Here is a 26,969-nt window from a genome sequence, read left to right as displayed (position 1 = left end):
CTTCAGGAGGAAAGAAATGGATAAAGTATTAGAAATAATAGAACGCAAGCTTTTGCCACCACTTACAAAACTTGCTGAATTACGCCACTTACAAGCTGTGCGTGATGGTATCATCTCTACAATGCCAATGATTATGATTGGTAGTTTCTTTGTATTATTGGTACAATTCCCTATTCCAGCATGGAAATCATTAATTGCACCGATATCTACAGAGCTTATGTTCCCATATCGAATAACTGTCGGTATGATGGCAATATACGCTTCATATGGAATGGGTAGTATATTAGCTAAGTCTTATGGTCTTGACCGTACTTCGGGTGGAGTTATCTCTCTTGGAGCATTCTTAATGACTGTGTTGCCTCAAATCGCAACAAGTGAAGCAACAGGATCATCTTTAGGTTTTGTTATTCCTATGACTTACCTAGGTGGTTCTGGGATGTTTACAGCGATACTCTGTATGATATTTTCTGTAGAAGTATTACGTTTCTGTAAAACTCACAACATAACAATTCGTATGCCTGAACAAGTTCCACCAGCAGTATCTCGTTCATTCGAAGCCATTATTCCAGGTATGATTGTAATTACTGTCGTTTGGTTTGTTTCAGCAATTCTAAAAATTAACGTAAACGAAGTCTTAATGGGATTATTCTCTCCACTAGTAGCCATCGCCGGTAACACGTATCTTGGAGTAATTATTCCTGTATTACTTATTACTATTCTATGGTCTGCCGGTATTCACGGTGTTTCTGTTATTGGATCAGTCATTCGACCAATTTGGTTAGTATTACTCGAACAAAACATCACCGCTGTCGCAAACGGACAAGTTGCGCCAAACATTGGAACCGAAGGATTCTTTGATTTATTTGTATGGATTGGTGGATCAGGTGGGACACTCGCTCTATGTATCCTATTCCTATTCGCTAAATCAAGTTACTTAAAAGAAATTGGAAAACTATCAATTGTTCCTGGTATTTTCAATATTAACGAACCGATTATCTTTGGAGCACCTATTGTAGTCAACCCACTCTTGGCAATTCCTTTCATTTTAGGACCAGCTATTACCACTACAATTACTTATATCGCAATGAAATTTGAATTGGTTGCTAAAGTTAGTGTTGTTGCTCCTTTCGCAATCCCTGCACCTATCAAAGCATTTATCTCAACAGGTGGGGATTGGCGTGGAATTGTCCTTGTACTCATCAACTTTGCAATATCACTTCTTATTTACTGGCCATTCGTAAAAGCTTATGATAAAAAAATGCTTGCAGAAGAACAGCTGACAAATAGCGAAACTTTTGATATTGTTAATGGTATAGAATAAGACAGGAGACATCATGCTAAATAAATTCGGTGTAATAGAGCAGCTTCGTAATCCATCAATCGATTATACAAAGAACGAAAAGATGATTGCACACTATATATTAGAAAATATAGAATTAGTAACGAACATGAGCATTCACGAACTTGCTGAGAATGTTAATGTTAGCCCTACTGCTATTTCTCGTTTTTGTAAGCGTATTGGGGTTCCTGACTATAAAACATTTAAACTTAGTCTATCTACAGATTATCACCGAATCTTACATAAGCAAACAGAACAAGAAAAGTCGACTAGCTCTGAAAAATCATACTTAGATGAGATTATTTCCAATCTTAAAGTCACTTACAATCAGGATCAAACTAAAGTTTTAAGAGAAGTAGCACAAAGAATCAATCGAGCTACGATTGTCTATGTCTTTGGAATTGGCTTCTCGAAAATGGCAGTAGAAAGTATTGCACTGCGTTGGACATATATAGGTAGACCTATCGTTGTAATTAATGAACGCGACACTGGTTTAGAAATGGTGTCAAACGCCCCTAAAACAGCGCTGTTCATCGGCATCTCAAACTCAGGTAATTCGCAGGATGTACACCGAGTTATGCTTGCTGCAAAAGATAGAGGGATTACAACAGTATCAATTACTAAATATGAGAGAAGTATTATTTCAGAACTTTCTGACTTATCAATATTTACTTCCAACATGCATGTTAACGATGACTTGAGATCATATAATCTCTATTCTCAACTATTAATGATTGACTTACTCTACTCAGAATACTTGAAAATTAGTAAGTAAGCAGAACACCCCACGTATCAATTTGATACGTGGGGTGTTTTACTATTATATAAATTATTACATTCTTGATAAGCGATCGTCATACTTCGCTTCAAGTGCTTCATTATATTCTCTACCACCATCTTCGTTTTGTGAACGATAGATTTCTGGTTCAATTCCTTGTTCTACTAGAAGTCTTGCAGCTTCATAAGTTACTGCCTGAAGTAGAATTGACGTCGTAATCGTCGACATACCACAAACTTTATACTCATACCCTCAACTTCAATGGAAGCATCTCCTGATACGACTTTATTATCTAATACATAATCAGCGACTTCAAACAATCTTTTGCCACTACTATGTTTGGAACTAACCTCCTTCGACATTTCCAAGGATGTCACTGCCACTATCTTAGCACCCTTATTTTTAGCTTCTAGTGCTATATCTATCCCTAAAGGATTTCTACCTGAATTGGAAATAATAAATAATATGTCATTTTCTCTGATATCGCATCGTTTAGCGAATACTGTTCCTGGACCTTCTACAGATTCGTACATCCCTGCTGAGGGTTCTTTTAGATTTCTAGAAGGGATAAATCCACCTGCTCTATGTGTTAGTTCGAGTGCTCCAGCTACTGAATGACCTGCGCCATAAGCAAGTAATATACCATTATTTTTAAAACTATCTACAACTGCTTTAGCAATTTCATTTATAGCATCTGTTTGCGTAGATTCAAGATCAATAAGTAATTCTTTAACATATGGAAAGACTTTGTTTGTCATTATACTTCCTCCTTATTTCTAGTATATCATGGTTTGATTTAAGTAAATTTAGACTTACTTATACAAACATAAGATATATTTATGTATATACAAAAAGAGCAAGACTTGTAATCTTGCTCTCGAGCACTAGGCATGGCGCTTAATACTCACCTTTGGCACGTAACCAAAAATCAACATCTCCCGATGCACTATTTCTGGAAAAGGAATCTAAGTTAAAAGACACCTTGCTTTTCCTTCTCTTGTATTCTTGTTCGAACTTAAGGAGTTCATTAAAGTTCCTAAAGACTAATCCATATTTATAAATATGCTTTTTACCATTATCATCTACTTTTACTCTTGCATTGTATCTATTATGAATATATTCCATCTCTATCACCCATCTGAATGATAACAAGAGTAATGGACACTTTATGGCTTCTATTTTATTATTCTATATCTTCAAGGTTAATGAGTTCTTTAAAAGTGAATTCTCTATCTTTATATTCAAGCTTAAGAATTGCACAGTTTCCAATTTTTCCACCTTCAGTTACATCTTGTGTGCCTTCAAGTTGAATGAGGAAGTTCATTATTGCGCCTCCATGGGATACTACCAAAACGGTATTTGAACTCTCTTCCATTATATCTGTTAATGTCTTCATCATACGTTCTCTAACCATTGCTGATGACTCACCACCATATGGTAAATAGAAAGTTTCATATCCTTCACGTGTTCGGGGATTTAGATCTTCACTTTCTCCCTCAAAGGTTCCATGGTCAAATTCTTTGATACCTTTCAAACGCTTATACTCCATAGCATTACGTGTCACCAGTTCCAAAGTATCGGAAGCACGTTCAGATGTTGATGAGTACGCTTTATCAATCGTTATAGTATCAAAGAATCGTGCTGCATGTTGCGCTTGTTGTATTCCAAGTTCTGTTAAAGGTGAATCGCAGGCACCCTGTATTTTTCCTCGAGCATTAAATAGTGTTTGTCCATGTCGCATTAAATATAATATTTTCGTCATAATATACCTTCCCTCATTATCAGCTAGATACATAATATCGCATCTACAGTTGTTTTCAAGTAGCTACTTTATAGAGTAAAACAGCCCTCCTATAATTTCTATAAGAGGACTGTAGTTATTTGTGTATCTTTTATCTTACCAATCTTTTTGGAAAGTAACGCCTGCTTTTTCAAGCTCAGCAATCTTATCTTTAAATTGTGGTAAGTAATCTTTGTTTGCTACAAGCATAACATTAAGCATTTCTTTAGCTGTGTCACCACTTGTAATTAATGGATTAATTGTGAAGGCATGAAGTGCTGCGTCATAGTTACCTGTAACTGCTGCTTCAATAACTGTTTCTTCCATACCCTTCATAAGTTGCAACATACCACGTGCTGCTGGTTTGAAACTACCCCAGTTATGTGGTTCTGGACCGTGTCCTGTAATTACACTTGTTACCTCAATGATTGAATCATAAGGTAAGTCTGAAATTGCACCATTATTTTGTGTTGATACAACCATTTCTGTACGTTTATCATTATGGATTGATGCAATTAATTCACATGCTGCATCAGAGTAGTGTGTACCACCACGTTTTGTAAGTTGCTCTGGTTTGTAATCAAGAGCTGGGTCTTTATACAATTCAAAGAGTTCTGCTTCTGTACGTTTTACAGTTTCTGCACGTGTTTCATGTTTCTTATAGGCTTCTAATTGTTCGTTAAGCATTTGCTCTGTAATGTAGTAATAACGGTGGTAGCCACATGGCAACATTCCTAAGTGTCGAACTTGTTCGTATTGGAATGGTGATTGGTGAATATTCTTCATATCACTTATATCTTTATCCAATTGGCGTTCTGGGTTATAGATACGCTCGATAAGTTCTGCTGTAACTTCTTTACCATTTGGTTCCCAAACTCTATGCCAGTGGAAGTGGTTTAAACCAGCATATTTGTGGAATAGTTTTGTACTATCTTCTTCATATCCCATTGCAATGTGGTTTGACTTAAATGAACCAATTGGAACGTTACATAGTCCAACAGTCTTAGCCCATCCACCAACTTTAATAGCTGCTTCTGTTACCATACCTGCTGGGTTTGTAAAGTTTACCAACCATGCATCTGGACATAATTCTTTCATATCTTCGATGATTCCTAAAATTACAGGAATTGTACGGAATGCCTTAAAGATACCACCAGCACCGTTTGTTTCTTGACCTGTCATACCATAGCTTAATGGAATACGTTCGTCACGAATACGTGCATCAAGTAATCCAACACGGAATTGTGTTGTAACGTAGTCTGCATCTTTAAGTGCTTCACGTCGATCAAGAGTTAAATGGATATCCCAGTCAAGACCAGCTGCCTTAACCATACGTTTTGCCATTTCTCCAACGATTTCTAGTTTTTCTTTTCCATCCTCAATATCAACTAACCATAATTCACGAATATCTAATTCATGTTGTCGCTTAATAAATCCCTCAATCAGTTCTGGTGTATAACTACTACCTCCACCAATTGTTACTATTTTAATTGAACTCATTTTATATACTCCCTTTCTACCTCTAATCTTATATCTTTTAATAATGCCTCACAATAATTTGGGTGAAACAAAAAACATGTTTCCGTTATCTTTATTTATAACAGAAAATTACGGAAATGATTTCCAACACTCGTTAAATTCCAGTGAAATCTGGTTTTATTATTGTTTCAAAATCGAAACTGTTTTCACTGCTGTCAAACTTCAATTTAACAATACTGCAGTTATCAAAACTATTGGTTTTACGCAGTTCACTTACTGCCTCTATTCCAATAACTTCACGTAAGAAACATGATATAGCTCCAGCATGAGATACAATCAGAACCTTGTCGTGTTCTTTCTGCATCATGATCTCTTTACATTTAGCCATGACTCTGGCACTCACATCTAAAGATGACTCTCCTCCAAAGAGAGGATAGATATCATCTAATCCGTTCTCCCACTGAGGATGAAGCTTTTCACTTTCACCTTCAAAGATAGCGAAATTTCTTTCCTTCAATTCCTTATGTCTTTCATAAGGCATTTTATTTCTGGTAACAATCTCGAGTGTATCGGAAGCCCTCTCCGCTGTAGAACAATACGCAAACTTGATATCGAGAGTATCAATGATATCAGCTGCTCTTTCTGCTTGTTTAATTCCTCGATCCGTTAGTGGTGAATCACAAGCACCTTGGATTAATTCTTTCTGGTTAAACAGTGTTTGACCATGTCTCATCAAATATAATGTTTTCATAATCCCTCCTTTTTTTATTGTAGCAATTCCCAATGTTTTTTACCCTTATATCCTTTAGTTTGAAAATGAGTTCCGTTATTTCAAAATATACGTTATTATTTGTGAATTTAGTTCCATCTTAAACATGTGCCTATGATATAATTAATGAGGTGATACTATGCTTCTATTTAATAAGCTTCGAACAATCGACAGTCTTTCCGATTCAGAAAAAATGATTGCTCAGTTTGTCCTTGATCGACCACGTGAAGTGATTGATATGAATATCGATGAGTTCGCAAACTTAAACTATGTTTCAAACTCATCAATTGTTCGTTTCTGTCAGAAACTTGACTTCAAAGGATTCTCTGATTTTAAAATACGTCTTGCTTCAGAAATTAACACTTTTTTGGTAAGCGATAAACGGGTTGAAGTAGATATGCCTATTGGCCCCAATACACCACCAAAAGAGATATCAACTACCTTCTTAAATTTATACCTACAGACTCTAACAGACGCTCATACAGTTCTTGATATTGACTCTTTAGAAGAAGTTGCGAAAGTTTTAGAAGATGCTGATGTCATTACAATTCTTGCTACTGGGCCCTCAATGGTTGTGGCTTTAGATTTCTATTATCGAATCAAGAGATTAGGTTATGTGGTTATCATTGAACCGATAACTGGATACCACTCGTTACCACAAGTTAAACGTTCTGATAAAGAAGTAGCCCTCATCATTACAAGTTTTGGTAATAGTCATTATGTAAAAAACTGGGTAGAGACAGAGAAGCGTTTGAATACTCCGACAGTTATGATCTGCTTAAACCCGTTATCTCCATATCTAAATCAAGTAGATTATCAAATTGTACTTGATACTGGAGAACAAAGAGTTCATAAACTCGGACATTTTGCTTCTCGAACGGCAATGAATTATATCTTAGATTGTCTCTATGCTACGATGTTTAGTCTTAACTATGAAAAGAATGAAGCAATCCTTTATTCAGAACGAGACGATGCAGAGAAAAATAATATTCAATAATTAAATCAGACTAAGTACCTTTCTAACAAGCAATTGTTAAGAGTACTTAGTTTTTGTTAACTTATACACAAAAATATCAATCGCTTAAGTGTATTAGTAGCTTAATATTTGGTAAAATAGAACATATACTTAGCCTAACTAAGTGAGGAGGTAATTATTATGGATTTAAAGCAATCTGTTGATACGATTTTTCCTCAATATCAACAGGCTCTGAAACGCTTGGTTGAAATTCCAAGTGTTCTTGATGAAAATGGTGTAAAGCCTTTTGGAAAAAATATTCAAAAGGCACTCGAAGAAGTAATCGCTATTTCTGAAGAGCTTGGATTTAGAACATTCACAGATCCAGAAGGATATTATGGATATGCTGAAATTGGAGATGGAGAAGAAATGTTTGGGGTTCTTGGTCACATGGACGTTGTTCCTCAAGGTGATTTAAGTGCTTGGAACTCTAATCCTTTTGAATTAACTGAACGTGACGGCTTCCTAATTGGACGTGGTACATCCGATGACAAGGGACCAACGTTGGCAGCGATGTTTGCCTTAAAGTTGTTGCTTGATGAAGGGTACGAACTAAACCAACGTGTTCGTTTCATCTTTGGTACTGACGAAGAGTCATTATGGCGTTGTATGAAAGCTTACGTTGCTAAAGAAGAGATTCCGTCAAAAGGATTTACTCCTGATTCCAGTTTCCCATTAATTTATGCAGAAAAAGGACTCATTGAGTTTACACTAACTTCGCATCAAGTTTCAGATGTCGACTTAGTCTGTGATGGCGCTCTTAATGCCGTTCCTTCGACAGCATCTACTAGCTATGATGAAGCAGTTATTGAAGCCCTACAATCACTTGATTATCCTTATCACATTGAAGGAGATCGAATAATATCTGAAGGCGTAGCAATTCATGCTAAAGATGCCGACAAAGGTCAAAATGCTTTAGTTCACCTTGCGGAAGCACTTCATAAAGCTGGAAAAACAAACGACCTTATTAAATTTATCGTCGAGAAATTATCCAATCCAAATGGAACACTCATTTATGGTGACGTTGAAGATGAGGTTTCTGGAAAATTAATGCTCAATGTTGGTACAGCTAACTTTAAAGAAAACATTCAAACAGTAGGGATTGATATTCGATTCCCTGTTACATATCCTGTTGAAACAGTTAAAGAAAAACTAAATAAAGCAGCACATCAATATGAAATTGTTGTCGAACTCTTCGACTACTTAAAATCAATTTATATCGACAAAGATTCTGACTTTATTCAATCGCTCATGGGCGCTTATCAAGATATTACCCATGATACAGTATCAGAACCAATCACTAGCGGTGGAGCTACCTATGCTCGTGCTATGGATAACGTCGTTGCCTTTGGTGCATTACTTCCTACTGGTGTAAAAACAGAACACCAAGCTAACGAACGTATATCAATCGCTGATATGAAAGTTGCTATGGAAGTTTATGCCCAAGCATTTAGGAATATCGTAATTAAATAACATACACGGACAGGGGAAAAATATGAAAAAGAAATTTAAAATGCCGAGCTCATATACGATCGTATTTATCGCTTTAATCATTACTGCTTCTTTAAGCTATTTTGTTCCACAATCAGTTTTTGATAAATCATCTGGTGAAATTGTATTCAATGCTATTTATAATGCAGATGGAGTTCTTGTACAAGGTGCGGGACTTCAACCTTACGGACTATGGGATCTTATCCTTGCTCCAATTAAAGGCTTCCAATCTGCAAGTGATGTTGCAATTGGGATTCTCTGTGCAGGTGGCTTCTTAGCCGTCCTTAACAAAGTAGGTGCTCTTGAAGCAGCTATCGGTAGTCTTTTAAAGAAATTTACTGGTAATGTCCTTATTGCAGTTATGACATTTGTCTTTGCAATTCTTGGTACATCCTTTGGTTTCTGGGAAGAAATTACAGCTTTCGCAGTTGTAATCATTCCGATGTTTGTCATGGCTGGTTATGATGTCATGACTGGTATTGGGGTGTTATTTGTTGGTGCTACTATTGGTAACATGGCAAGTATTGTTAACCCATTCTCAACCGGAGCAGCCGTTGCAGCTATCGGTAATCCAGAATTATCAATTGGTTCAGGAATTATCTTACGACTTGTAATATTTGTTGTACTTTATCTCATCGGAACAGCAATGTTAATTCAATACGCTCAATCTGTTAAGAAGAATCCTAAGAAGAGTATCATTGCCGATCTTGAAGATATTCATACATTAACAGATGCAAACGAAAGCTTACCAGAATTCACTACTCGTAGAAAATGGTCAGCATTCGTACTTGTACTCGTAATTCTCTTAATGATTATTGGGTACATTCCATGGGCAGATTTACTAGGAGAAAATGTTGCGAATGCTGTTAACTCACCATTCACATTCCTAGCATCCATTCCTGTTCTCGGAAACCTTATAGGTGCCTCACATATCACTCCGTTTGGAGATTGGGGATTTAATGAGTTTGCTTTCCTATTCTTCATGGGCTCATTCTTATTAAAATTCATCAACGGACTCAAAGAAATGGAATTCATCAATACCTTCATTGATGGTATGAAAGATCTCTTTGGAGTTATTGTGGTTCTTGCTATTGCTCGTGGTATCGCTATTATCATGGGTAGTTCAACTAAAGGTATGTCGATTACATTCATCTATTGGATCTCGAATGCTTTAGCTAATGTACCTCTTTGGGTCTTTGGTGTCTTTGCAATTGGTGCCTATGTCCTGATTGGTATTTTCTTACAATCAACAAGTGGTGTTGCAGGCATCTCAATGCCAATCTTAGGAGCTGTTGCTGCCGCACTCTTCGTGAACAACGCAGTAGGTTCATCTGGCGGACAAATTATCTTAATCTCAGCATTTACTGTAGGGGTTAACTTCATGTCAGGTATCTATCCTGGAGCGACCACCATGGGTACTCTCGAACTCGTTAACGTTCCTTATGATCGTTACCTTAAGTTCATGTTGAAAATAGTATTGGTACTTCTCTTTGTATCTGCAATTATTATATCTATTGCACCTTACATCGGTATAGTACGTTAAAAATATTAAAAGTAGTTGCTACCTTATTTGGTAACAACTACTTTTTTAACGTTTACATGCAAAATCAAGTGTTTCTAGCTCAGTGATGAAACTATCTAGATTCACTTCATCCACTTTTTCAAATGGTAAGTTTTGTTCCATCGCTAACTTCTTAATACTTTCCATATCTAATTTATCATAGTCAACACTTAGTTTAACGAGAACCTCTGTTGAGGACTCACGACTAGCTGTTGCTGAGATTCCTTTGAACTCGTTGACACCACCAAACACCATTTTTAAGAAGATAAAACTTGCATCTATTTCTTCTTGTGACCCAAGGACTGTTGCGGTACCGTCGATTTTCTTTATTATGTTGTTATCTGATGAGATAACGAGCTCTGTGGCAACTTCCGCATCAACACCACCGAGAGTACAAATAGTTTGATCGTACTTAGTAGTTTCTGGCTTAGAACAAGCAACCAAGCTAAGTAAAACAATTGTGATAATTAATTTTTTCATATGTACACCTTCCGATGTAATCATAACAATGTTGATGATACTTTTCAATGAAAATTTAGAGACCAGCAACACCACAAGCAATTATTTTGATATACTTTAATAAACAAATAGGAGAAGTAATTATGAACGATCTTAAAATCTCAGAAATCATGAAAATGCAGGAAGACCTTTTTGAACTAAATAAAAAGAATTGGAACCCATTAGAATCTGAATACGGGAAGGACTCTTTCTTGTGGATGATTGAAGAAATTGGTGAATGCATCGCAATTATCAAGAAAAAGGGACATGATGAAATTGTTAACAATCTTGATGTTAGAAATCACTTTGTTGAAGAAATGGCAGATGTATTAATGTACTACAGTCAAATTCTTTTGCGATTCGGAATTAGTGCTGAAGAGCTCGCTGAAACTACATTCGCTAAGCATCAAAAGAATATCAATCGAAATTACCAAAAAGAGTATATGAATAAGTAATGCAACAGTAATGACTTTCATGTTAAAATTAAACAAAGGAGAGATAATTATGGCATATCACAGTGAAAAGAAATTATATCGCGATACTGATTCTGGTATGATTGGCGGAGTTTGTGCTGGTCTATCTGAATACCTCCGATTTGATGTAACATTATTACGTATTATCTTCGCAGTCTTATCGTTAGGTTGGGGATCTGGAGTCATTCTTTACATTATTTTGTGGATTATTCTACCAGAAAAGAATACATTTCAATAATCTCGGGATACCTCGAGATTTTTTGTTGCAATTGACACTGTATCTTTTCACTTCTTTTCCATAATTTTCTTGTAATTGTATGCTATTTATAATACAGTTAAGATATAAATCAAGGAGGAATTACTATGGAATTTTTACCTTATGTTGGTATTGCATTAATTATTATTTTTGTACTAACTTTGATATTTACAGGATATGTTAAAGCTTCGCCTGATGTTGCTTTCATAATCACTGGTATCAGACGTAATGTACGTTATATCATTGGACGATCGGCTGTTATGATTCCGTTCCTTGAAAAGAAAGATACATTAATCCTCAAACTTGTACAAGTTGATATCCGAACAGAATCAGCTGTACCTACGCAAGAATTCATTAACGTTAGAGTTGATGGTGTTGCGAACGTTAAAATAGATAAAGAGCTACAACTCATTGAACGTGCTGCAGAAAACTTCTTGAATAAAGATGAAGTCTATATTGCTCGTATTGCTCAACAAGTTCTTGAAGGTAACATGCGCGAGATTATTGGACAAATGAAGTTAACTGAGCTTGTTCATAACCGTGATGTGTTTGCTCAAAAAGTTCAAGAATCAACTGAAGATGAATTAGGTCGTATGGGTCTTGTGGTTGTTAACTTAACGATTCAAAATTTTATTGATGATAACCATGTTATTGAAAACCTTGGTATTGACAATATTGCACGTATTCAAAAGACAGCTGCTATTGCCAAAGCTGAAAGTACTCGTGATATAGCAATTGCTCAATCTGAAACAGATAAACAAGCTAACGATGCTCGTATTCTTGCTGAGACAGAGATTCAACAAAAGAACAACGAACTTGAAGTTAAGAAATCACAACTTAAAGAAGTCGCTGAAAGAGAACGTGCTAAAGCAGATATTGCTTACCAAATTGCGCAAGAGCAATCACGTAAAGCATTAGAAATTGAACGTGAAAATGCTGAAATTGCTAAAGTTGAAAAACAAGCAGAGCGTTTAGATAAAGAAATCCAAGTTCAAGAACGTAAATTACGTGCTGACGTTGAAAAAGTAGCGGAAGCTGAAAAATATAAAGAACAACAAATTGCAGATGCTAAAGCTTATGCTATTGAAAAAGAAGCTGAAGCTATGAGTAAGAAAGCTCAAGCTGTTACCGAACTAGGTCTTGCTGAAGCCCGTGTTATGCGTGAAAAAGCTGAGGCGCAAAACATCTTGAATCAACAAGCATTGGCTACTCGCTTAATTGACTTACTACCTGAAATGATTGGAAGTCTATCTGAGCCACTACGAAATGTTGACACAATCACAATGTATGGTGAAGGCAATGTCAGCCAATTCATGGGTGATCAAGTCAAATCAATGGAGTCAGTATTCAGTGGCATTCGTCAAGCAACTGGTCTTGATATCGCTGAGATTATCCAAGGTCGTGTTGTCGGTGAAGCACAAGGTGAAGGCTTCTCAAAGGCACTTCAAAAAGAAGATGTCACGATTCAAGACAACCAAACAAAATGAACGTATTAGACTGTTTAGCTCACTAAACAGTCTTTTCTTTCCATTAATCCACCCTTTCATGACATCTGTATGATTTTTTTGTGAAATTATGATAGAGTTATACTACTTTTTGAGGGAGATAATATGAAAGACTTAATTAAATATAGAAAAAGAAGTGCTTGGAGAGTTTTTGCGATATTTTTAGTAATGGGTATCAGTGGATTCTTCGCACTTGGGGAAGTTGATAATACTATTGATAGTATTCTAGGAATCACTGCTAAAAAAATTACTACAGTTGAAGACTTTGACAAAGCAATGAACAATAAAGACCGTGTAAAGATTGACGTTGATTTTTTGGGGACAACCGGATTTTATTACGGTAGTACAAATGACATAAAATATACGATATCTTATACGCAATTCGACAATAAGTTATTGTTAGTTAGACAATACGATGATTTTGACTACAACAAAGAAATCGAAGGAGTTATCGAAAGTATCACTATTAAGAATACTGGGAAACTTGCAAACTCCACTGTTAAGCGCAACATCATTCAAGACTATGCTGATAGCTTTGGAATCACTTATGAAGAAGCTGAAGCAGATTTCTATCCATACATTGTGGATTTAGCTGAGTTTAACAGTAAAACAATCTATAACATCATTATTCCTGGAGGCATACTACTTGTTGGTTTAGCTATATTCCTAATTTTAGGCCACAAGGCAGTTAATGATATTGACAAATATATTGGACCTGAAGATCTTCAAAAAATCGATGAAGAATCAGAAAATCCAATTATGACAGCAAAACAATTTATCTTAACCCCTTCGTTCTTCATTAGAAAACGTGGGATTAATATTAAGAAACAAATTATTAAGACTGAAGATATTGCCTATGTCTATCGTAAAGTAACAACACATAGAACGTATGGTATTAAAACTGGAGAGTCACAGCAAATTATTATCTATGCAAATAACTTAAAGAGGCCAGTTGAGATTGGTACTACAGAACGAGATTTTGATGACTTTGTCGATAACTTATATTCTCTAAAACTTAACATTGTATTTGGTTATAACGCAAACTACTTAAGTGCTTGGAAAATGTCAAAGAATAAATCAGGTTTCTTAACAATATTGAAAAACGATTATAATGTGAGTTTTGAAGATGAAAACTCAGAAGATGAGCCAGAAACAGATTTAGAATAACGTAAAAGAAAGGATTGTCTTAACGACAATCCTTTTAAAATCCACCTTTTTTAAGTTCTTGATATAATGCTGATACAGGTAATCCCATAACTGTATAGAAGTCACCTTCAATGCCTGAGACAAAACGTGACGCATAGCCTTGAATGCTATAGCTTCCTGCTTTATCCATCGGTTCTTTTGAGTATACATAGTTTTTAATTTCTTCTTCTGTAAGTTCAAAGAAATGTACCTTAGCTACTGTTGAGAACACTACTTCTTTCAGTGATGAAACAATCGCTACACCTGTGATAACTTCGTGGCTACGACCCGATAGTTTTTGAAGCATACTAACTGCTTCTTCTTCACTATGTGGTTTACCTAGGATTTCTCCATCAATCGTTACAATTGTGTCTGCACCAATGATTATACTTTCTTCATTTGAATCTATAACTGATTTAGCTTTATCATACGCAATCGCTTCGATTTGCTCTCTTAACGTTTTACTGGAGTCATAAACTTCAGTACTCGTAGGAGATACCACTCCAAAAGGCACTTCTAGATATTGCATTAATTCTCTCCTACGTGGAGATTGACTTGCTAATAATAATTTTTTCATTTCTGTAATTCGCCTCTATTCCTTAAATTATTGTACACTATTTATTTCTAATGTACACGTGTTTGATATTAGAATTTGGAATTGGACGTTCTTCTATATCAAATGCTCCCAATGCTTTTATTAAAGGTGTAAGCTGGTGAAAACCATACGTACGAGGGTCAAAGTCAGGATGTTTTTTCATGATTAAGTTACCCAAGTCACCCATAAATACATAGTCATTATCATCTGCTAGATCAAAGATAGACTGTGATATTAGACTTTGTAATTCATGCCGAGATTCTTTACCAAGTTTTGATTTGGACTCATTTACTTTACCCATTACAGCTTGTTCAATATTCTCTAAATATATAAATTTATCACACCCTGCAATGAATGCGCTAGGTGTTTTCTTTTCACCCATACCGATAACCTGTTTACCAGATTCTCTTAGACGCATTGCAAGACGGGTAAAATCAGAATCACTTGAAACGATACAGAAACTTTCAATGTTACCTCCGTATAGAATATCCATAGCGTCGATAATCATTGCTGAATCAGATGAGTTCTTTCCTGTTGTATAGGAATACTGTTGGATTGGTGTAATCGCATGTTCTAATAAGTGACTTTTCCATCCTGAAGAAGTCTGGCGTGTCCAGTCTCCATAAATTCTTTTTATAGTTGGTGTTCCATATCGTGCTATTTCTCTAAGAATTCCTCCAATATTACTGTAAGGAACATTTTCTGCATCAATAAGAACGGCAATTCGTTCATCGTTTTTTACGGTCATTTTTATTTCTCCTTATCTCAAATATTACTCCTTCATTTTCGTTGCGTGCATTAATATTGTAGCCAAATTCAGTCAGTGCTTTGTTTACAATTGAAAGACCGAGACCAAATTGACCACCATCACCCTTTTCATAAGCTCTAAAGAGTTGTTCAACACGGTTAGTATCAATACTGCTACCATCATTGTATACCGAGACATGGTGATCCTCTACCTTGATAACAATCTCTGTCTTAGCATAACGAAGTGCATTGTCTACAAGGTTCTCAATAACGATACGCCAAGGCTCTTCCATTCCATAGACTAAACTATTATCACCTTCAAGGCGAATATCAACACCTTTACCAATTTGCATTGACGATACGATAACTTGTTCGATAATATCTCGCAATTCAAACTCGTGATATTGTACTTTTCCTTCTGATGCAAGGTAATCGAGTCTATTCAAAGTCATGAGACTAAACACTTTCTTCTCAAGGCGATCAGCATGTTCTAAGATTACGTCGACTGATTTCTCTAATGTTTCGTATGGATAAACTCCATCTTTAATAGCCTCACTATATGACTTAATCGTTGCGATAGGAGTTTTAAGATCGTGGGAAATGTTTTGAATCATTTCTTCTTTAACTTTTTCTTGGTGACGAATTTCTTCGTTCATTTCCACAATAACAGATGCTAGTTGTCCTATTTCATCTTCACGATTAATAATGAGTGTAGCTTTCTCACCTTTTCGTATTTTAGTAATATAGTTCTTAATAACATTCAATGGATGAATGATTGAAGAAACCCAAATTAGTAAAATAGTAAAGATTACCGCTAATATCATCGCCATGATATTAACGATATTATTGAGTAAAACTCGTTTATAACTTTGATTGTAATCTTGCGAAATAATCGTTGCGATCGTTGCGTTCTTTTCAGGAATATTTCGTATGGTATACAATCTTGAATCTAAGAACCGATATTGAATGGGTTCATCCAGATCATCACCATCCAATTGAATCTTTATCTGTGCTAGTAGTGCTGGTTCAATTTGACTTATGTCATTAGAAACATATTCACCTTCACGTGTATTAATGATATGAATAATCTTATCATCAGGATAACCAAATAAGACTTCCTCAGGTACGCCACTAATATAATTGAAGATAACATCATTTTGTTTATGTTGAATCAGGTCATAAATCTGCATATCAACAACGGCATTAATGTTTGAAGTTACGGTTCCAAACAAGAAGAATAAAAAAGAAGACAGAGTTAACACAACAATCAGTAGTAATTGTTGTGTTAACGACAGGCTTCTTAGTTTAAGTCTAAAATTTTTCATTATCCGAGTCGGTATCCGAATCCATAAATTGTCTGGATATTTAGATCTGGCATTTTCTTACGAAGTCTTCGTAGCGTATCGTCAACAACACGGTCTGATCCAAAGTAATTGGTTTCCCATACATGAACGAGGATTTGTTCACGTGTGAAGGCTACTCCGCGGTTCTTTACAAACAGCATGAGTAAATCAAACTCTTTTGTCGTAAGTTCTAATTCCATGTCATCTTTACTTGCCTTACGTTGTTTCTCGTCAATGATATACCCATCTACTTCTGTATGCATATCTTGATTATAAACACGTTTAATAATGTTATTAACTCGTAGAACAAGTTCTTTTGGAGAGAAAGGTTTTGTAATGTAATCATCGCTACCTTTTTCAAGTCCGATGATACGGTCAAATTCCTTATCTCTTGCTGACATAAATATTACAGGTGTTAAAGGATCATGTGCTTTAATGATTTCAATGAGGTCATACCCACTTTTATCATCTAGCATAATATCCAAAATCCATAGATGAACATCGTCATCGTTTGCATGCATATGTGCTTCTTCATATGTAAAATAAGAACGAGCTTCGTAACCAGCATTCTCTAAATAGCTCTTTACAAGCTCATTTAGATCCTTTTCATCTTCTACGACATTGATTACATATTTCATACTTTCACCTCACTATATTGTTTGGATAGTTTGAATCATAGCATTTACGTAGTGTTCGCAAATTTCTTGTGTTCTTGCTTCTACCATTACTCGAATGAGTGGTTCTGTTCCTGAAGGTCTTACAAGAATACGTCCTTCAGTTCCAAGTTCTTCTTCAATTTGTTTAATGTGTTCTAATACTTTTGGATGGTGGAGAATAACGTTCTTATCTTCAACTCTTAAGTTAGTTAGGAGTTGTGGGAAACGTTCAAACCCTGCTGAGAGCTCTTTTAAGGACTGTTGCCACTTCTTAGCTACTTCTGCTAATACTAGTGCTGTCAGCACACCATCGCCTGTTGTAGCGTAATCTCTTAAGATGATATGGCCTGACTGCTCACCACCAAGTTTGTAGTCATTATCGACCATTTCACTGAATACATATTTATCACCAACTGAAGTTGTAACATAGTTTAGGTTTAGAGCATCACATGCCTTTAAGAAACCTAAGTTAGCCATAACTGTTGTAACGATTGTATCATCTTTTAACATGTCTTTACTGTGAAGGTATTTTCCTAAGATATAGAGAATTGCATCTCCATCGACGAGTTCGCCGTTTTCATCAATAGCCAAGCAACGGTCAGCATCACCATCAAATGTAAATCCCATGTGTGCTTTTTGCTTAATAACTTCTTCCATTGCTTTTTCTGGGTGTGTTGAACCACAGTTTGTATTGATGTTTAATCCATCAGGATTGGAGTTCATAACAATGACTTCCGCTCCAAGATTTTCAAATACTTCTTGTGCTGATGAGATTGCTGAACCATTTGCAAGATCAAGAACAATTTTCATGTCATCAAATCTTACATCAATGAGGCTTTCAATGCGGTCGATATATTTTTGTAAACCGTGGTGGTATTCAACGACAATACCGATATCTGATGCTGTTGCCAGTTCTAAACTGATTACACCATCGATATACTTTTCGATTTCATCTTGAACTTCATCGGATAATTTCATGCCGTTTCCAGCAAATACTTTTAATCCGTTGTCATGATATGGGTTATGACTTGCAGAAATCATTACTCCTCCTGCAAAGCCATCATTAGTAATTGTGTAAGCAAGTGCTGGTGTTGCACAAACACCTAACATGTATACATCAGCTCCCATAGCTGTTGCACCTGCTGCAATAGCACTTGCAAACATTGTTGAGGAAAGACGAGTGTCTTGTCCCACAATGATTTTTTTCCCTTTATGTAACGCTCCTAAGTACTCCCCAACTTTTAATGCTATATCTACGGTTAGTGAATCATTAGCTTCTCCACGAATACCATCAGTTCCAAAATATTTACCCATTACTAAATCCTCTATCTCTCTATTACATCCATTACAATATGTTCTTTGGCAACCTTAATCTTGAAGTATGGTGCATTTGTATCATCATTATACATTGCGAATACTTCAAACTCTTGATCGTTACCTGCTTTAGCATCTCTTAAATCAATATAGAGATCGACATTGTTGATGTCAAAACCTTTTGTATCAAAAGACTCTGCTGCACCAGTAACTGTGATTGTTATCTTAGTTTCATCTGCAGATTTTGGTGAGATGTCTAAGTTGTTTGGTTTACTACGGTAACTAATAACCATGTCTTCAAAGTCTTTCGTTACTGCTTCGCCCATCTTAATCTCAATATTTACCTTACTTACACTACCATAACGAACGTTCGCAGGTAATGACACTGTTTGTTGTAAAGTAACGGTATCTTTATCTAACTGTGCTGCTTGAATTGGAACACGCACAGAAGTAATGTTTTCAAGTGTTTCTTGAGGTCCATAAATTGTGATTGTATCGTTATCTAATTTGTAATCACTAATATGTTTTCCTTCTGGGAAGTTTCCTTCAAAGACAGGAATAATCTTAACGGACTTACCGTTTTGATCAAGACTTACTTTAGCTTTTACTGTCTTAGGAATAATATCTACTTGATCTAACTTAGCACCTGTTTGGTCATAAGCAACAATCTTCGCATCATCTTCAAAGCTGGCAGTACGTCCACCAACATCAATTAACGCTTTAACAAACGCTACTTTATCGAGTGTGTCTTGTGACGCTTTAATCGATACTTCATGAAGTTCTAATTCTACATCACCGATGTTGTTACGAGGGTCAAGTTTATCACGGTTGATAAAGTCATAACCAAGTTCAACTTTCTTAGCATTCTTAATCTTAATAGTTACAGTAACAGACTCTGGAGTTACATTGGTTCGAACTCGAGTGGAAACACCTTCAATAGCATATTTAACTTGATGTGTTCCTTCTGTATATCCTGTTAAATCTAAAGTAGCTTTAATATTACTACTGTCTGTATTAATCATCGATATATCACTTTGACTACCACTTGCAAGTACGCTAACTGTTTTAGGAATTTCTGTGATTTCATACATTTCAGAGTTGTAAGTCACATTGACAGGAGCATCAAATGGAAGTGATGTTAAGAGTGGTGTTGTCACTGAATTTGAGTTAAACGCGATGTAAACAATAAACGCAACGACAAAAGCAACAAGCTTACCATGACGCGGATTAAAGAGTACACGGTCAAATCCATTACTTAACCAACGAATAATTCGTTGTGCACCATTAGTTAGTGATTCTGTTTGTTTTGAAATCTTTTGTGATTTATCTGCAATAAACTGAGCCAGTTCTGTTTTCTCTTGTTGTGTATCTTGCTCTTTTTTTGGATCATTATTTGGTTTCTGAGTCATGCTCGGCACCCCCTACTTCTTTTGAGGCTTCTACAACATCTTCTTTTGCCTCTTCAGTAGGCACTTCTTCTACCTCTGTTTGCTTTTCATTATTAGAGTTGTCGTTCTCTTTAGTATTTTCTTCTAATGATTCGACTTCTTCTTTAACTTCTTGACTTGTTTCTTTTGACTTTTCTTTATTTGCACTGTCAAAGTCAATTTCATGACCTTGAACATCTTCGTCTACTTTTTTCTTTTTAAAGATTCGTTTTATCGTTTCTTCTGAAGTCTTTGTAGCTTTACTATCTGATTTTGATTCTTCTTTGTCTTCTTTATCTGAATCTTTGGATTTTTCACTTGATTCAACATCTTCAGAAGCTTTAGGTTTCACACCAAATATCTTCATAAACTTAGATTGCTTACTTGGATCTTTACTTCCTTTAATAACAACATCATCGCTATCAACTTTTTCTATCTTAATAGGGTCGATGTTTAATCTTGAGAAATCAAGTTTACGAGCACGTTTTGTAGCAACAGCTTGACTTACCTCTTTCTCAACGTTTTGAATAATTGAGTTTAAGTACTCACGAAGACTTGTAGCATCCATTTCTTTAAGTTTTCCGTTTTCAGCAACAGAAATTGTTCCTGTCTCTTCGGATACGACAATAGTGATTGAATCAGTAACTTCAGAAATACCAATTGCTGCACGGTGACGAGCACCATAGCGTGTAGGTAAGTCCTGACTTGTTGGTGGGAAATATGCTGACGCAGCAGCAATACGATCCCCTTGAATAATGACTGCACCATCATGAAGTGGTGTTGATGTCACAAATATAGAAGTAAGAAGCTCACTTGTTACTAGAGAGTTTAAAGCCTTTCCAGTCTTAACATAGTCATTTAATGAATGACCTTGTTCAAGTGTAATTAATGCACCTGTCTTACTTTGAGAAAGTGAACGTGTTGCACTAACTAGCTCATCAATAAGCTTCTCTTTTTGATTTCCTGAAAGTGTATTAATTGCTGAGAAGACAGATGTTTTTCCAAGACGCTCTAACATTGAACGAATCTCAGGTTGGAATATAATAACAAACACTAAAATACCATTGATTAGAATGAAGTCTAAAATGGTTGCAGTTGTTGTTAGATTCATCTGTGTAACAATAAATCTCATTACGATTACGAGAATAACACCTTTGAAAATTTGAACTGTACGTGAGTTGTTTCGCACAATACGTAGTATGTAATAAACTAAAATCCATATGATCCCAAAGTCCACAATGACCTTTAAGGTTTGCAATATAGATTGAAATGCTGAAATTGTATTTTGCATAGGAACCTCCTTAGCCCCTTTATTATACCATGTTTAATAAAAGACAATATCCGATTAATAGAATACCATATTTTCCCATCAAATATGTGATATTTCATCACATTCTCATTAAAATTGACTCATATATAGTTCATGATAAAAGCCTTTTTTCTTCATGAGTTCTTCATGGTTTCCTTGTTCAACTAATCGTCCTTCTCTCATTACAAGAATAATGTCTGAATCTACCACGGTACTTAAACGGTGGGCAATAAAGAAACTGGTACGATTCTTCATAATTTCTGTGAATACATTTTGAATAGTTTGCTCTGTGATAATATCCAAACTACTTGTTGCTTCATCTAAAATTATCATTGGTGCATTTACAAGTAGAGCACGAGCAATTGTGATCATCTGACGTTGACCAATTGATAAATTATTGGAATCAAGCTCAACTATTGTATCATATCCTTTATCTAGAGATATGATTGTTTCATGACATCCTGCTTGTTTGGCTGCATGCATAATTTCTTCCAAACTTGCATCTGCCTTTCCATAAGCAATGTTGTCGCGTATCGTTCCTTCAAATAGCCAAGGATCCTGGAGTACAATTCCCATAACTGAACGAGCCGATTGACGGCTCATATGAGAGACATCATGACCATCAATTTCAATTAATCCCTGATTAGTATCATAAAATCTCATTAAGAGGTTAATCATGGTTGATTTCCCTGCACCTGTAGGTCCAACAATCGCAACCTTGGATAAGGGTTCAATATTAAGGTTTAAGTCTTGAATAATAGGTACTTTAGGATTGTATCCGAAATTTACATGTTCAAAGGATATTGACTGACCCTGTAATTCAACTTCCAGATCCATATCATTTTCTAAAGGCTCCTCAAGCACATTCATAATTCTTTGATGACTCGCTTTTGCAGCTACCATTTGCGATACAACACCACTTAACTCATTGAACGGTTTTGAGAACATCATTGAGTAACTAATAAAGCTTGTAAGTAAACCAATACTCATTCCCCATTCTCTAATAACTAGAGCTCCACTTAATCCGATAAGAAGGTAGCTTAAGTTATTAACAACGCGTGTTGTAGGATTGGTAATTGCAGAAATAAATTGAGCTTTAGCTCCTACTTCATTCATAGCATTGTTAATATCTGTAAAGATACTAATTCCTTTATCTCGATAGTTTTCTGTATTTACAAGACTGATATTCGAAATCATTTCAGCAGTTTTTCCACTAAGCTGTCCTGCATAGTCTTGTTGTTGTCTAAACAGTGCCAATGACTTTTTAGCAATGAAGCGTGATGTTAAAAATACAACCGGAACCATTGCCACTACAATAAGTGTCATTGGTATATTGATATAAAGCATAAATCCTAACGAAATTATAATCACGAAGATTCCATTTAAGAGTTGCGTTAAGCCTTGATAGATACCATCTAATAACTGTTCTCCATCCATTGCAAGAAGTGAGCTTAGATTACCGTGGGGTGTGTATCTAGGTACGACAGCGGAAGTTTCTCAACGTGGTTTTTTAATCGTTCACGCAATACTTCGACATAATTAACTGCTACATAGTTAGCTAATAAACTTACGATCCAGGTTGTAATAAAGTGCACACTATAACATGCTGCTACAATCCCAAGATAGTAAACAACGACAGGCATATCAACATTCCCAATGCCAATCATTACATCAATGGCTTCTCCTAAATAGAACGGAGAAAGTACAAGTGTTACGGATGATATTAGTGATAGGATGAGACATAAAATAATGGTTTTACGATACTTACGCCACATATGCATCACCACTTTCTGTTTGAATCATATGAATCTTACGATATGTTTCATTTAATTCTAGGAGTTCTGCATGAGTTCCTGATGCCTCGATTTTACCATTGTTCAATACAATTATTTGGTCAGCATCCATTACTGTTGATGTTCTCTGACTTACGATAATCTGAGCAACATCACTGTAGTTTTCTTTGATAGATTGTCTTACATTTTTATCCGTTAGATAATCAAGTGCTGAGAAGGTATCATCAAACACCAAGAGTGATGGGTTCTTTGCAAGAGCACGCGCAATACTTACTCTTTGTCGCTGCCCTCCAGAGAGGTTCTTTCCACCTTCTTCAATGTTACTGTCCAGTCCTTTATTTAATATATCGGAACCTTGCGCATTGATTAATGCTTCCTTGGCATCACCTTGTCGATTCATCAGTACATTATCTTCCAGTGTTCCACGAAGAAATGCTGCTTGTTGTGGTGCATATCCTATTTGACTTCTTAACGATTGAATATCATAAGTTGTGACATCTTTTGAGTTATACAAGATAGTTCCTTCACTGGTATCCATTAATCGAAGAAGGAGCTTAACTAGCGTTGATTTACCACTCCCAGTTAGACCAATAATTCCTAAGACTTCACCTTGCTTTAGTTTAAGAGATACATCATTTACTACATAACGGCCCTCACCAGGATATTGATACGAAACATGATTCAGTTCAATATCGTGAATTGGATCTAAAATGAAACTTCCTTCATCTTTGACACTTACATCCACATTTAACACTTCTTGTATACGGGTGTATGAAGTAGCACCACGGGAAATTGTCATCACTAGGTTCATAGCTACGATCAATGTCATTACAAGTTGTGTACAGTAGTTAATAACCGCAACTGTTTGCCCCTGTGTCATACCTCCAACATTTATCTCTAAAGCCCCTAGATACACCAGTAATAAGAGTACTAGGTTCATAATAAATGAGGTAAGTGGGCTCGATAAGGTAGTTATATAACCAACACGTGTTTGTTGTTTTGCTAACTTCTCATTTTGATTCGAGAATTTCTCAATATCTTCTTCTTGTTTTGAGAAAGCTCGTATAATTCGTGTTCCACTTAAGGACTCACGGAATCGATTCACAAGATTATCTAAATTTTTAGCTGCCTTCTTATGACCTTTCATTGATAACCACATAAACGCAATCACAACAACTACAAAGAGTGGAAAAGTATAAAGAAGTGTTATTGATAGTTTTGGACTAATTGATGCCAAAGCAAAAAGACTACCAACCATAAGTATTGGAGCCCTAACTCCTAAACGGATCACAATCGCGATCATATGTTGGACTAGATTTACATCAGTGGTAATTCTATTTGTGAGTACTGCACTCGAATACTTATTTGTCTCTGCTTCTGAGAACGTTGTAACCTTAGAAAACAGAGCATGTCTCATTCTTCCACCTACTTTTTGTGAAATATAAGACGCTAAATATTGACATGTAATGGATGATAGGTATCCTAATATCGTTAATACAAACATCCAAATAACCATACTAAATACTGTATTCATATCATTTTCTCGAATTCCTACATCAATAAGTTGTGCCATTAATAACGGCATAATCAACTCAAAAATGGCTTCCACTAGTTTTGCGGTAACTGCAAGAAATGACTGAAATTTATATCCTTTTAAAAATGACATAGTTCACCTTTTTTCTACAAATATTATACACGATTCTAGGTAATTAAAAAACTGTGAGTTATGAACTCACAGTTGTGTATTTTATTGAACTACCAGGTGCCACCGCCACCGCCGCCAAAGCCGCCGCCACCATAGCCACCACCGCCACCAAAACCACCACCGAAGCTTCCGCCTCCTGATGAGCCTTTTGATGCAGGTACACTGGTCATTGCATGATTAAGTGTTGATAATGAGCGATTAATATTATTCCAAATATACATATCTCTAAGGACTGTTCCTGTTCCATAAGTTTGATACCAATCTGGATTATCAATTGCTATGTGTTCAAAGCGTTTAATCCATGTGTTAGTTATTCCTAAAACATAGGCATAAGGAAGAATGTTGTAGAATAATTCAGGTGTTTCCTCTGCTAGAGCACGAATACGATCTTCTTCAGCAACTTCGATAAAGCGTTTAAGCCCTAGAATTTGTCCATAATAACGTGAACCAACTTTTGTACGTCTACCCATGTTTGCAGTCGCAATAAGTGCTAGAATGAAGATTACAAATATTACTGTAAAATATATAATCGACATTGTGGACATCTCAGTGTATGAAACCACTGTAATATATACTATCGCTAAAACAGGTATGTTTATCATCCATGTTAAACGATTATTGGAAACTGCATTAATACCATCTCGTACAAAAGTGATGACACCAATAACTGTTGAGATTAAGAATGCTATTCCACCTACTGCTAAACCAATTAAGAAATCACCGCTATATCCGGATGTTTCAATACTTGCAGTTGCTGTAAATAAGCCCATGCTAAGTGGCAATACTATTGCTGATAATACTTTAAAGAAACTTGCCTTTGTATCAAAAATTTTCATCGACTTATCGCGTTTAAATCTGTTCATTAATGACATTGATGCTGACTGAACATGTTTTCCAAACGTTTCGTTTAGCTTATCTGTTGTGACTTCATCTCTATTTCTAAATAGAGCATTAAAGACTTTACGCTCAGCGTCATTTTCAGTTTCAAGGTCTTTCACTTTTAAAAGTCTTAAGTTTGACCCGTTTTCATCCAATTCTTCAATCATCAAGAAGCCTTTTGATGCCCAGTAGACTATCAACGAGACAATATCATTAGTTTTTACATGACCTCGATAAATATAACCTACCTCTGCACTTGAAATTCCCTCTGGAGCCTCAAACTCTACTGACTCAACGACATCTAAATCTCTACCGAATAGGAAGTACAACAGTATGACACCAACTAAAACAGCTGATACAGCAATCCCTACTGGTAATGTGTAATTGAATGTAGGAAAGTCAAAATATCCATTCGGAAGCTGTAAATCTACAGTCAGTCCTTGGTGAAATAGTTCTTTTGAATAACTACCAGTTATTGTATTTCCATTCACTTCAAAATCAACTGGCAAGTTATCTCGTGTTGCATGTACCTTTAGATATTCCGTATTAAAATTTTTCGGCAGATTGATTGTGAAATTCACCGATTCAAAAGGAAAATCAAACGTATCTCCTATAACATTATAGTAGAACCACTGTCCATACGGAGCTTTCATATCTCTCATATGAACTTCATAGGAATACTCATATGTCTTTTCACCAGTAATATATTTTCCTTGTTCACCAAAACGATATACTTTACCATTTCTAGAATCATCAGTCTGAACTACAGAGTCATTACTGATAACTTTGAAGTTTTCTACTGGCCAGAAATGGGTTTTAGTTTCACCATCAAATGTCATGCGATATTCTTGTGGTATATCACGATAAAACCCTTGTCTTGGTAAAAAATAATCTAATGTAAGACGTTCTCTAACTTCTACTACCCCTTGTTCGTTAACATTGATCGTTACATCAATGTTCTTAGCAACCGCTCCACTAGCGTTGTAGTCAGCGCTCACCGGAACGAGTGTGATAACGAAAAGAAGTATGCTAATAAATAGGAACTTAATTTTTCTCATGTTCTACTCCTTTA

The 26,969-nt window shown here is 35.8% G+C and carries 26 protein-coding genes and 1 pseudogene; 9 read left to right on the top strand and 18 right to left on the bottom strand.

Going from position 1 to position 26,969, the window contains the following annotated elements:
- The first annotated feature begins 16 nt into the window (after positions 1–16).
- Positions 17–1,321 (top strand): PTS sugar transporter subunit IIC, encoded by a 1,305-nt coding sequence (locus G7059_RS02435; RefSeq protein ID WP_166080508.1) that lies wholly within the window; start codon positions 17–19, stop codon positions 1,319–1,321.
- 13 nt (positions 1,322–1,334) lie between these two features.
- The gene (locus G7059_RS02430) at positions 1,335–2,114 is read left to right on the top strand and encodes a MurR/RpiR family transcriptional regulator (RefSeq protein ID WP_166080507.1); all 780 of its coding nucleotides are present in this window, start codon (positions 1,335–1,337) and stop codon (positions 2,112–2,114) included.
- Positions 2,115–2,171: 57 nt separating this feature from the next.
- Here the strand turns inward: G7059_RS02430 and G7059_RS10470 are convergent, their stop codons facing one another.
- From G7059_RS10470 to G7059_RS02405, 6 genes are all read right to left on the bottom strand, one after another.
- Positions 2,172–2,345 carry a hypothetical protein gene (locus tag G7059_RS10470; RefSeq protein WP_240920528.1) on the bottom strand — a complete coding sequence of 58 codons (174 nt, stop codon included), beginning with the start codon at positions 2,343–2,345 and terminating at the stop codon, positions 2,172–2,174.
- A complete protein-coding gene (locus G7059_RS02425; protein ID WP_240920527.1) occupies positions 2,306–2,875 on the bottom strand; it encodes a sugar isomerase domain-containing protein in 570 nt (189 codons plus the stop codon). The genes G7059_RS10470 and G7059_RS02425 overlap by 40 nt, the downstream gene beginning before the upstream one ends.
- 139 nt (positions 2,876–3,014) lie before the next feature.
- Entirely contained in the window at positions 3,015–3,242 is a 228-nt protein-coding gene (locus G7059_RS02420; protein WP_166080506.1) for a hypothetical protein, read from the bottom strand.
- A gap of 58 nt (positions 3,243–3,300) precedes the next feature.
- Positions 3,301–3,879: a histidine phosphatase family protein gene (locus G7059_RS02415; RefSeq protein ID WP_166080505.1), complete on the bottom strand. Its 579-nt coding sequence runs from the start codon at positions 3,877–3,879 to the stop codon at positions 3,301–3,303.
- Positions 3,880–4,014: 135 nt separating this feature from the next.
- Positions 4,015–5,397 carry a 6-phospho-beta-glucosidase gene (locus G7059_RS02410; protein WP_166080504.1) on the bottom strand — a complete coding sequence of 461 codons (1,383 nt, stop codon included), beginning with the start codon at positions 5,395–5,397 and terminating at the stop codon, positions 4,015–4,017.
- Between the two features lie 133 nt (positions 5,398–5,530).
- Positions 5,531–6,127: a histidine phosphatase family protein gene (locus G7059_RS02405; RefSeq protein ID WP_166080503.1), complete on the bottom strand. Its 597-nt coding sequence runs from the start codon at positions 6,125–6,127 to the stop codon at positions 5,531–5,533.
- Between the two features lie 157 nt (positions 6,128–6,284).
- Between G7059_RS02405 and G7059_RS02400 the strand changes: the two genes are divergently transcribed.
- The 3 genes from G7059_RS02400 (at position 6,285) to G7059_RS02390 (ending at position 10,194) form a co-directional block, all read left to right on the top strand.
- Entirely contained in the window at positions 6,285–7,142 is an 858-nt protein-coding gene (locus tag G7059_RS02400) for a MurR/RpiR family transcriptional regulator (RefSeq protein WP_166080502.1), read from the top strand.
- A gap of 159 nt (positions 7,143–7,301) precedes the next feature.
- Entirely contained in the window at positions 7,302–8,633 is a 1,332-nt protein-coding gene (locus G7059_RS02395; RefSeq protein WP_166080501.1) for a Sapep family Mn(2+)-dependent dipeptidase, read from the top strand.
- Positions 8,634–8,655: 22 nt separating this feature from the next.
- Positions 8,656–10,194: a YfcC family protein gene (locus G7059_RS02390; protein WP_166080500.1), complete on the top strand. Its 1,539-nt coding sequence runs from the start codon at positions 8,656–8,658 to the stop codon at positions 10,192–10,194.
- 45 nt (positions 10,195–10,239) lie between these two features.
- Here G7059_RS02390 and G7059_RS02385 read toward each other — a convergent pair whose 3' ends face one another.
- The gene (locus tag G7059_RS02385; protein ID WP_166080498.1) at positions 10,240–10,692 is read right to left on the bottom strand and encodes a hypothetical protein; all 453 of its coding nucleotides are present in this window, start codon (positions 10,690–10,692) and stop codon (positions 10,240–10,242) included.
- A 122-nt stretch (positions 10,693–10,814) separates the two neighbouring features.
- Between G7059_RS02385 and G7059_RS02380 the strand changes: the two genes are divergently transcribed.
- From G7059_RS02380 to G7059_RS02365, 4 genes are all read left to right on the top strand, one after another.
- Positions 10,815–11,165 carry a MazG nucleotide pyrophosphohydrolase domain-containing protein gene (locus G7059_RS02380; RefSeq protein WP_166080497.1) on the top strand — a complete coding sequence of 117 codons (351 nt, stop codon included), beginning with the start codon at positions 10,815–10,817 and terminating at the stop codon, positions 11,163–11,165.
- A gap of 49 nt (positions 11,166–11,214) precedes the next feature.
- Positions 11,215–11,421, top strand: coding sequence for a PspC domain-containing protein (locus tag G7059_RS02375; RefSeq protein ID WP_166080496.1), 207 nt, complete (start codon positions 11,215–11,217; stop codon positions 11,419–11,421).
- A 125-nt stretch (positions 11,422–11,546) separates the two neighbouring features.
- Positions 11,547–12,926, top strand: a complete 1,380-nt coding sequence (locus G7059_RS02370; protein WP_166080495.1) for a flotillin family protein — start codon at positions 11,547–11,549, stop codon at positions 12,924–12,926.
- 123 nt (positions 12,927–13,049) lie between these two features.
- Positions 13,050–14,111, top strand: coding sequence for a DUF6709 family protein (locus G7059_RS02365; protein WP_166080494.1), 1,062 nt, complete (start codon positions 13,050–13,052; stop codon positions 14,109–14,111).
- A 34-nt stretch (positions 14,112–14,145) separates the two neighbouring features.
- On the opposite strand, the gene G7059_RS02360 is transcribed toward G7059_RS02365, so the two are convergent.
- The 11 genes and pseudogenes from G7059_RS02360 to G7059_RS02315 all read right to left on the bottom strand — a co-directional run bounded on the left by G7059_RS02360 (position 14,146) and on the right by G7059_RS02315 (position 26,955).
- Positions 14,146–14,706, bottom strand: a complete 561-nt coding sequence (locus G7059_RS02360) for a nucleoside triphosphate pyrophosphatase (protein WP_166080493.1) — start codon at positions 14,704–14,706, stop codon at positions 14,146–14,148.
- A 37-nt stretch (positions 14,707–14,743) separates the two neighbouring features.
- The gene (locus tag G7059_RS02355) at positions 14,744–15,472 is read right to left on the bottom strand and encodes an NYN domain-containing protein (protein WP_166080492.1); all 729 of its coding nucleotides are present in this window, start codon (positions 15,470–15,472) and stop codon (positions 14,744–14,746) included.
- Positions 15,453–16,796, bottom strand: coding sequence for a cell wall metabolism sensor histidine kinase WalK (locus tag G7059_RS02350; RefSeq protein WP_240920525.1), 1,344 nt, complete (start codon positions 16,794–16,796; stop codon positions 15,453–15,455). Before G7059_RS02350 ends, G7059_RS02355 begins: the two co-directional genes overlap by 20 nt.
- Positions 16,796–17,452 carry a response regulator transcription factor gene (locus G7059_RS02345; RefSeq protein ID WP_166080491.1) on the bottom strand — a complete coding sequence of 219 codons (657 nt, stop codon included), beginning with the start codon at positions 17,450–17,452 and terminating at the stop codon, positions 16,796–16,798. Before G7059_RS02345 ends, G7059_RS02350 begins: the two co-directional genes overlap by 1 nt.
- A gap of 12 nt (positions 17,453–17,464) precedes the next feature.
- A complete protein-coding gene (glmM, locus tag G7059_RS02340; RefSeq protein WP_166080490.1) occupies positions 17,465–18,784 on the bottom strand; it encodes a phosphoglucosamine mutase in 1,320 nt (439 codons plus the stop codon).
- An 11-nt stretch (positions 18,785–18,795) separates the two neighbouring features.
- Positions 18,796–20,193, bottom strand: a complete 1,398-nt coding sequence (locus G7059_RS02335; protein ID WP_166080489.1) for a YbbR-like domain-containing protein — start codon at positions 20,191–20,193, stop codon at positions 18,796–18,798.
- On the bottom strand, positions 20,174–21,502 hold the full coding sequence (gene cdaA / locus G7059_RS02330) for a diadenylate cyclase CdaA (RefSeq protein WP_166080488.1): 1,329 nt from the start codon (positions 21,500–21,502) through the stop codon (positions 20,174–20,176). Before cdaA ends, G7059_RS02335 begins: the two co-directional genes overlap by 20 nt.
- 108 nt (positions 21,503–21,610) lie before the next feature.
- Entirely contained in the window at positions 21,611–22,357 is a 747-nt protein-coding gene (locus tag G7059_RS10465; protein ID WP_240920554.1) for an ABC transporter ATP-binding protein, read from the bottom strand.
- A 156-nt stretch (positions 22,358–22,513) separates the two neighbouring features.
- A pseudogene (locus tag G7059_RS10460) lies at positions 22,514–23,295 on the bottom strand (ABC transporter ATP-binding protein); the annotation flags it as partial.
- Entirely contained in the window at positions 23,285–24,979 is a 1,695-nt protein-coding gene (locus G7059_RS02320; RefSeq protein WP_166080487.1) for an ABC transporter ATP-binding protein, read from the bottom strand. The pseudogene G7059_RS10460 and the gene G7059_RS02320, both read right to left, overlap by 11 nt.
- 89 nt (positions 24,980–25,068) lie before the next feature.
- Entirely contained in the window at positions 25,069–26,955 is a 1,887-nt protein-coding gene (locus tag G7059_RS02315) for a DUF2207 domain-containing protein (RefSeq protein WP_166080486.1), read from the bottom strand.
- Between the last annotated feature and the right edge of the window lie 14 nt (positions 26,956–26,969).

This window comes from Erysipelothrix sp. HDW6A (genome assembly GCF_011400295.1).
In the GTDB taxonomy this organism is placed as follows: domain Bacteria; phylum Bacillota_I; class Bacilli_A; order Erysipelotrichales; family Erysipelotrichaceae; genus Erysipelothrix.
The sequence above is the reverse complement of the archived record's forward strand: the minus strand, read 5'-3'. Positions and strand labels throughout refer to the sequence as shown.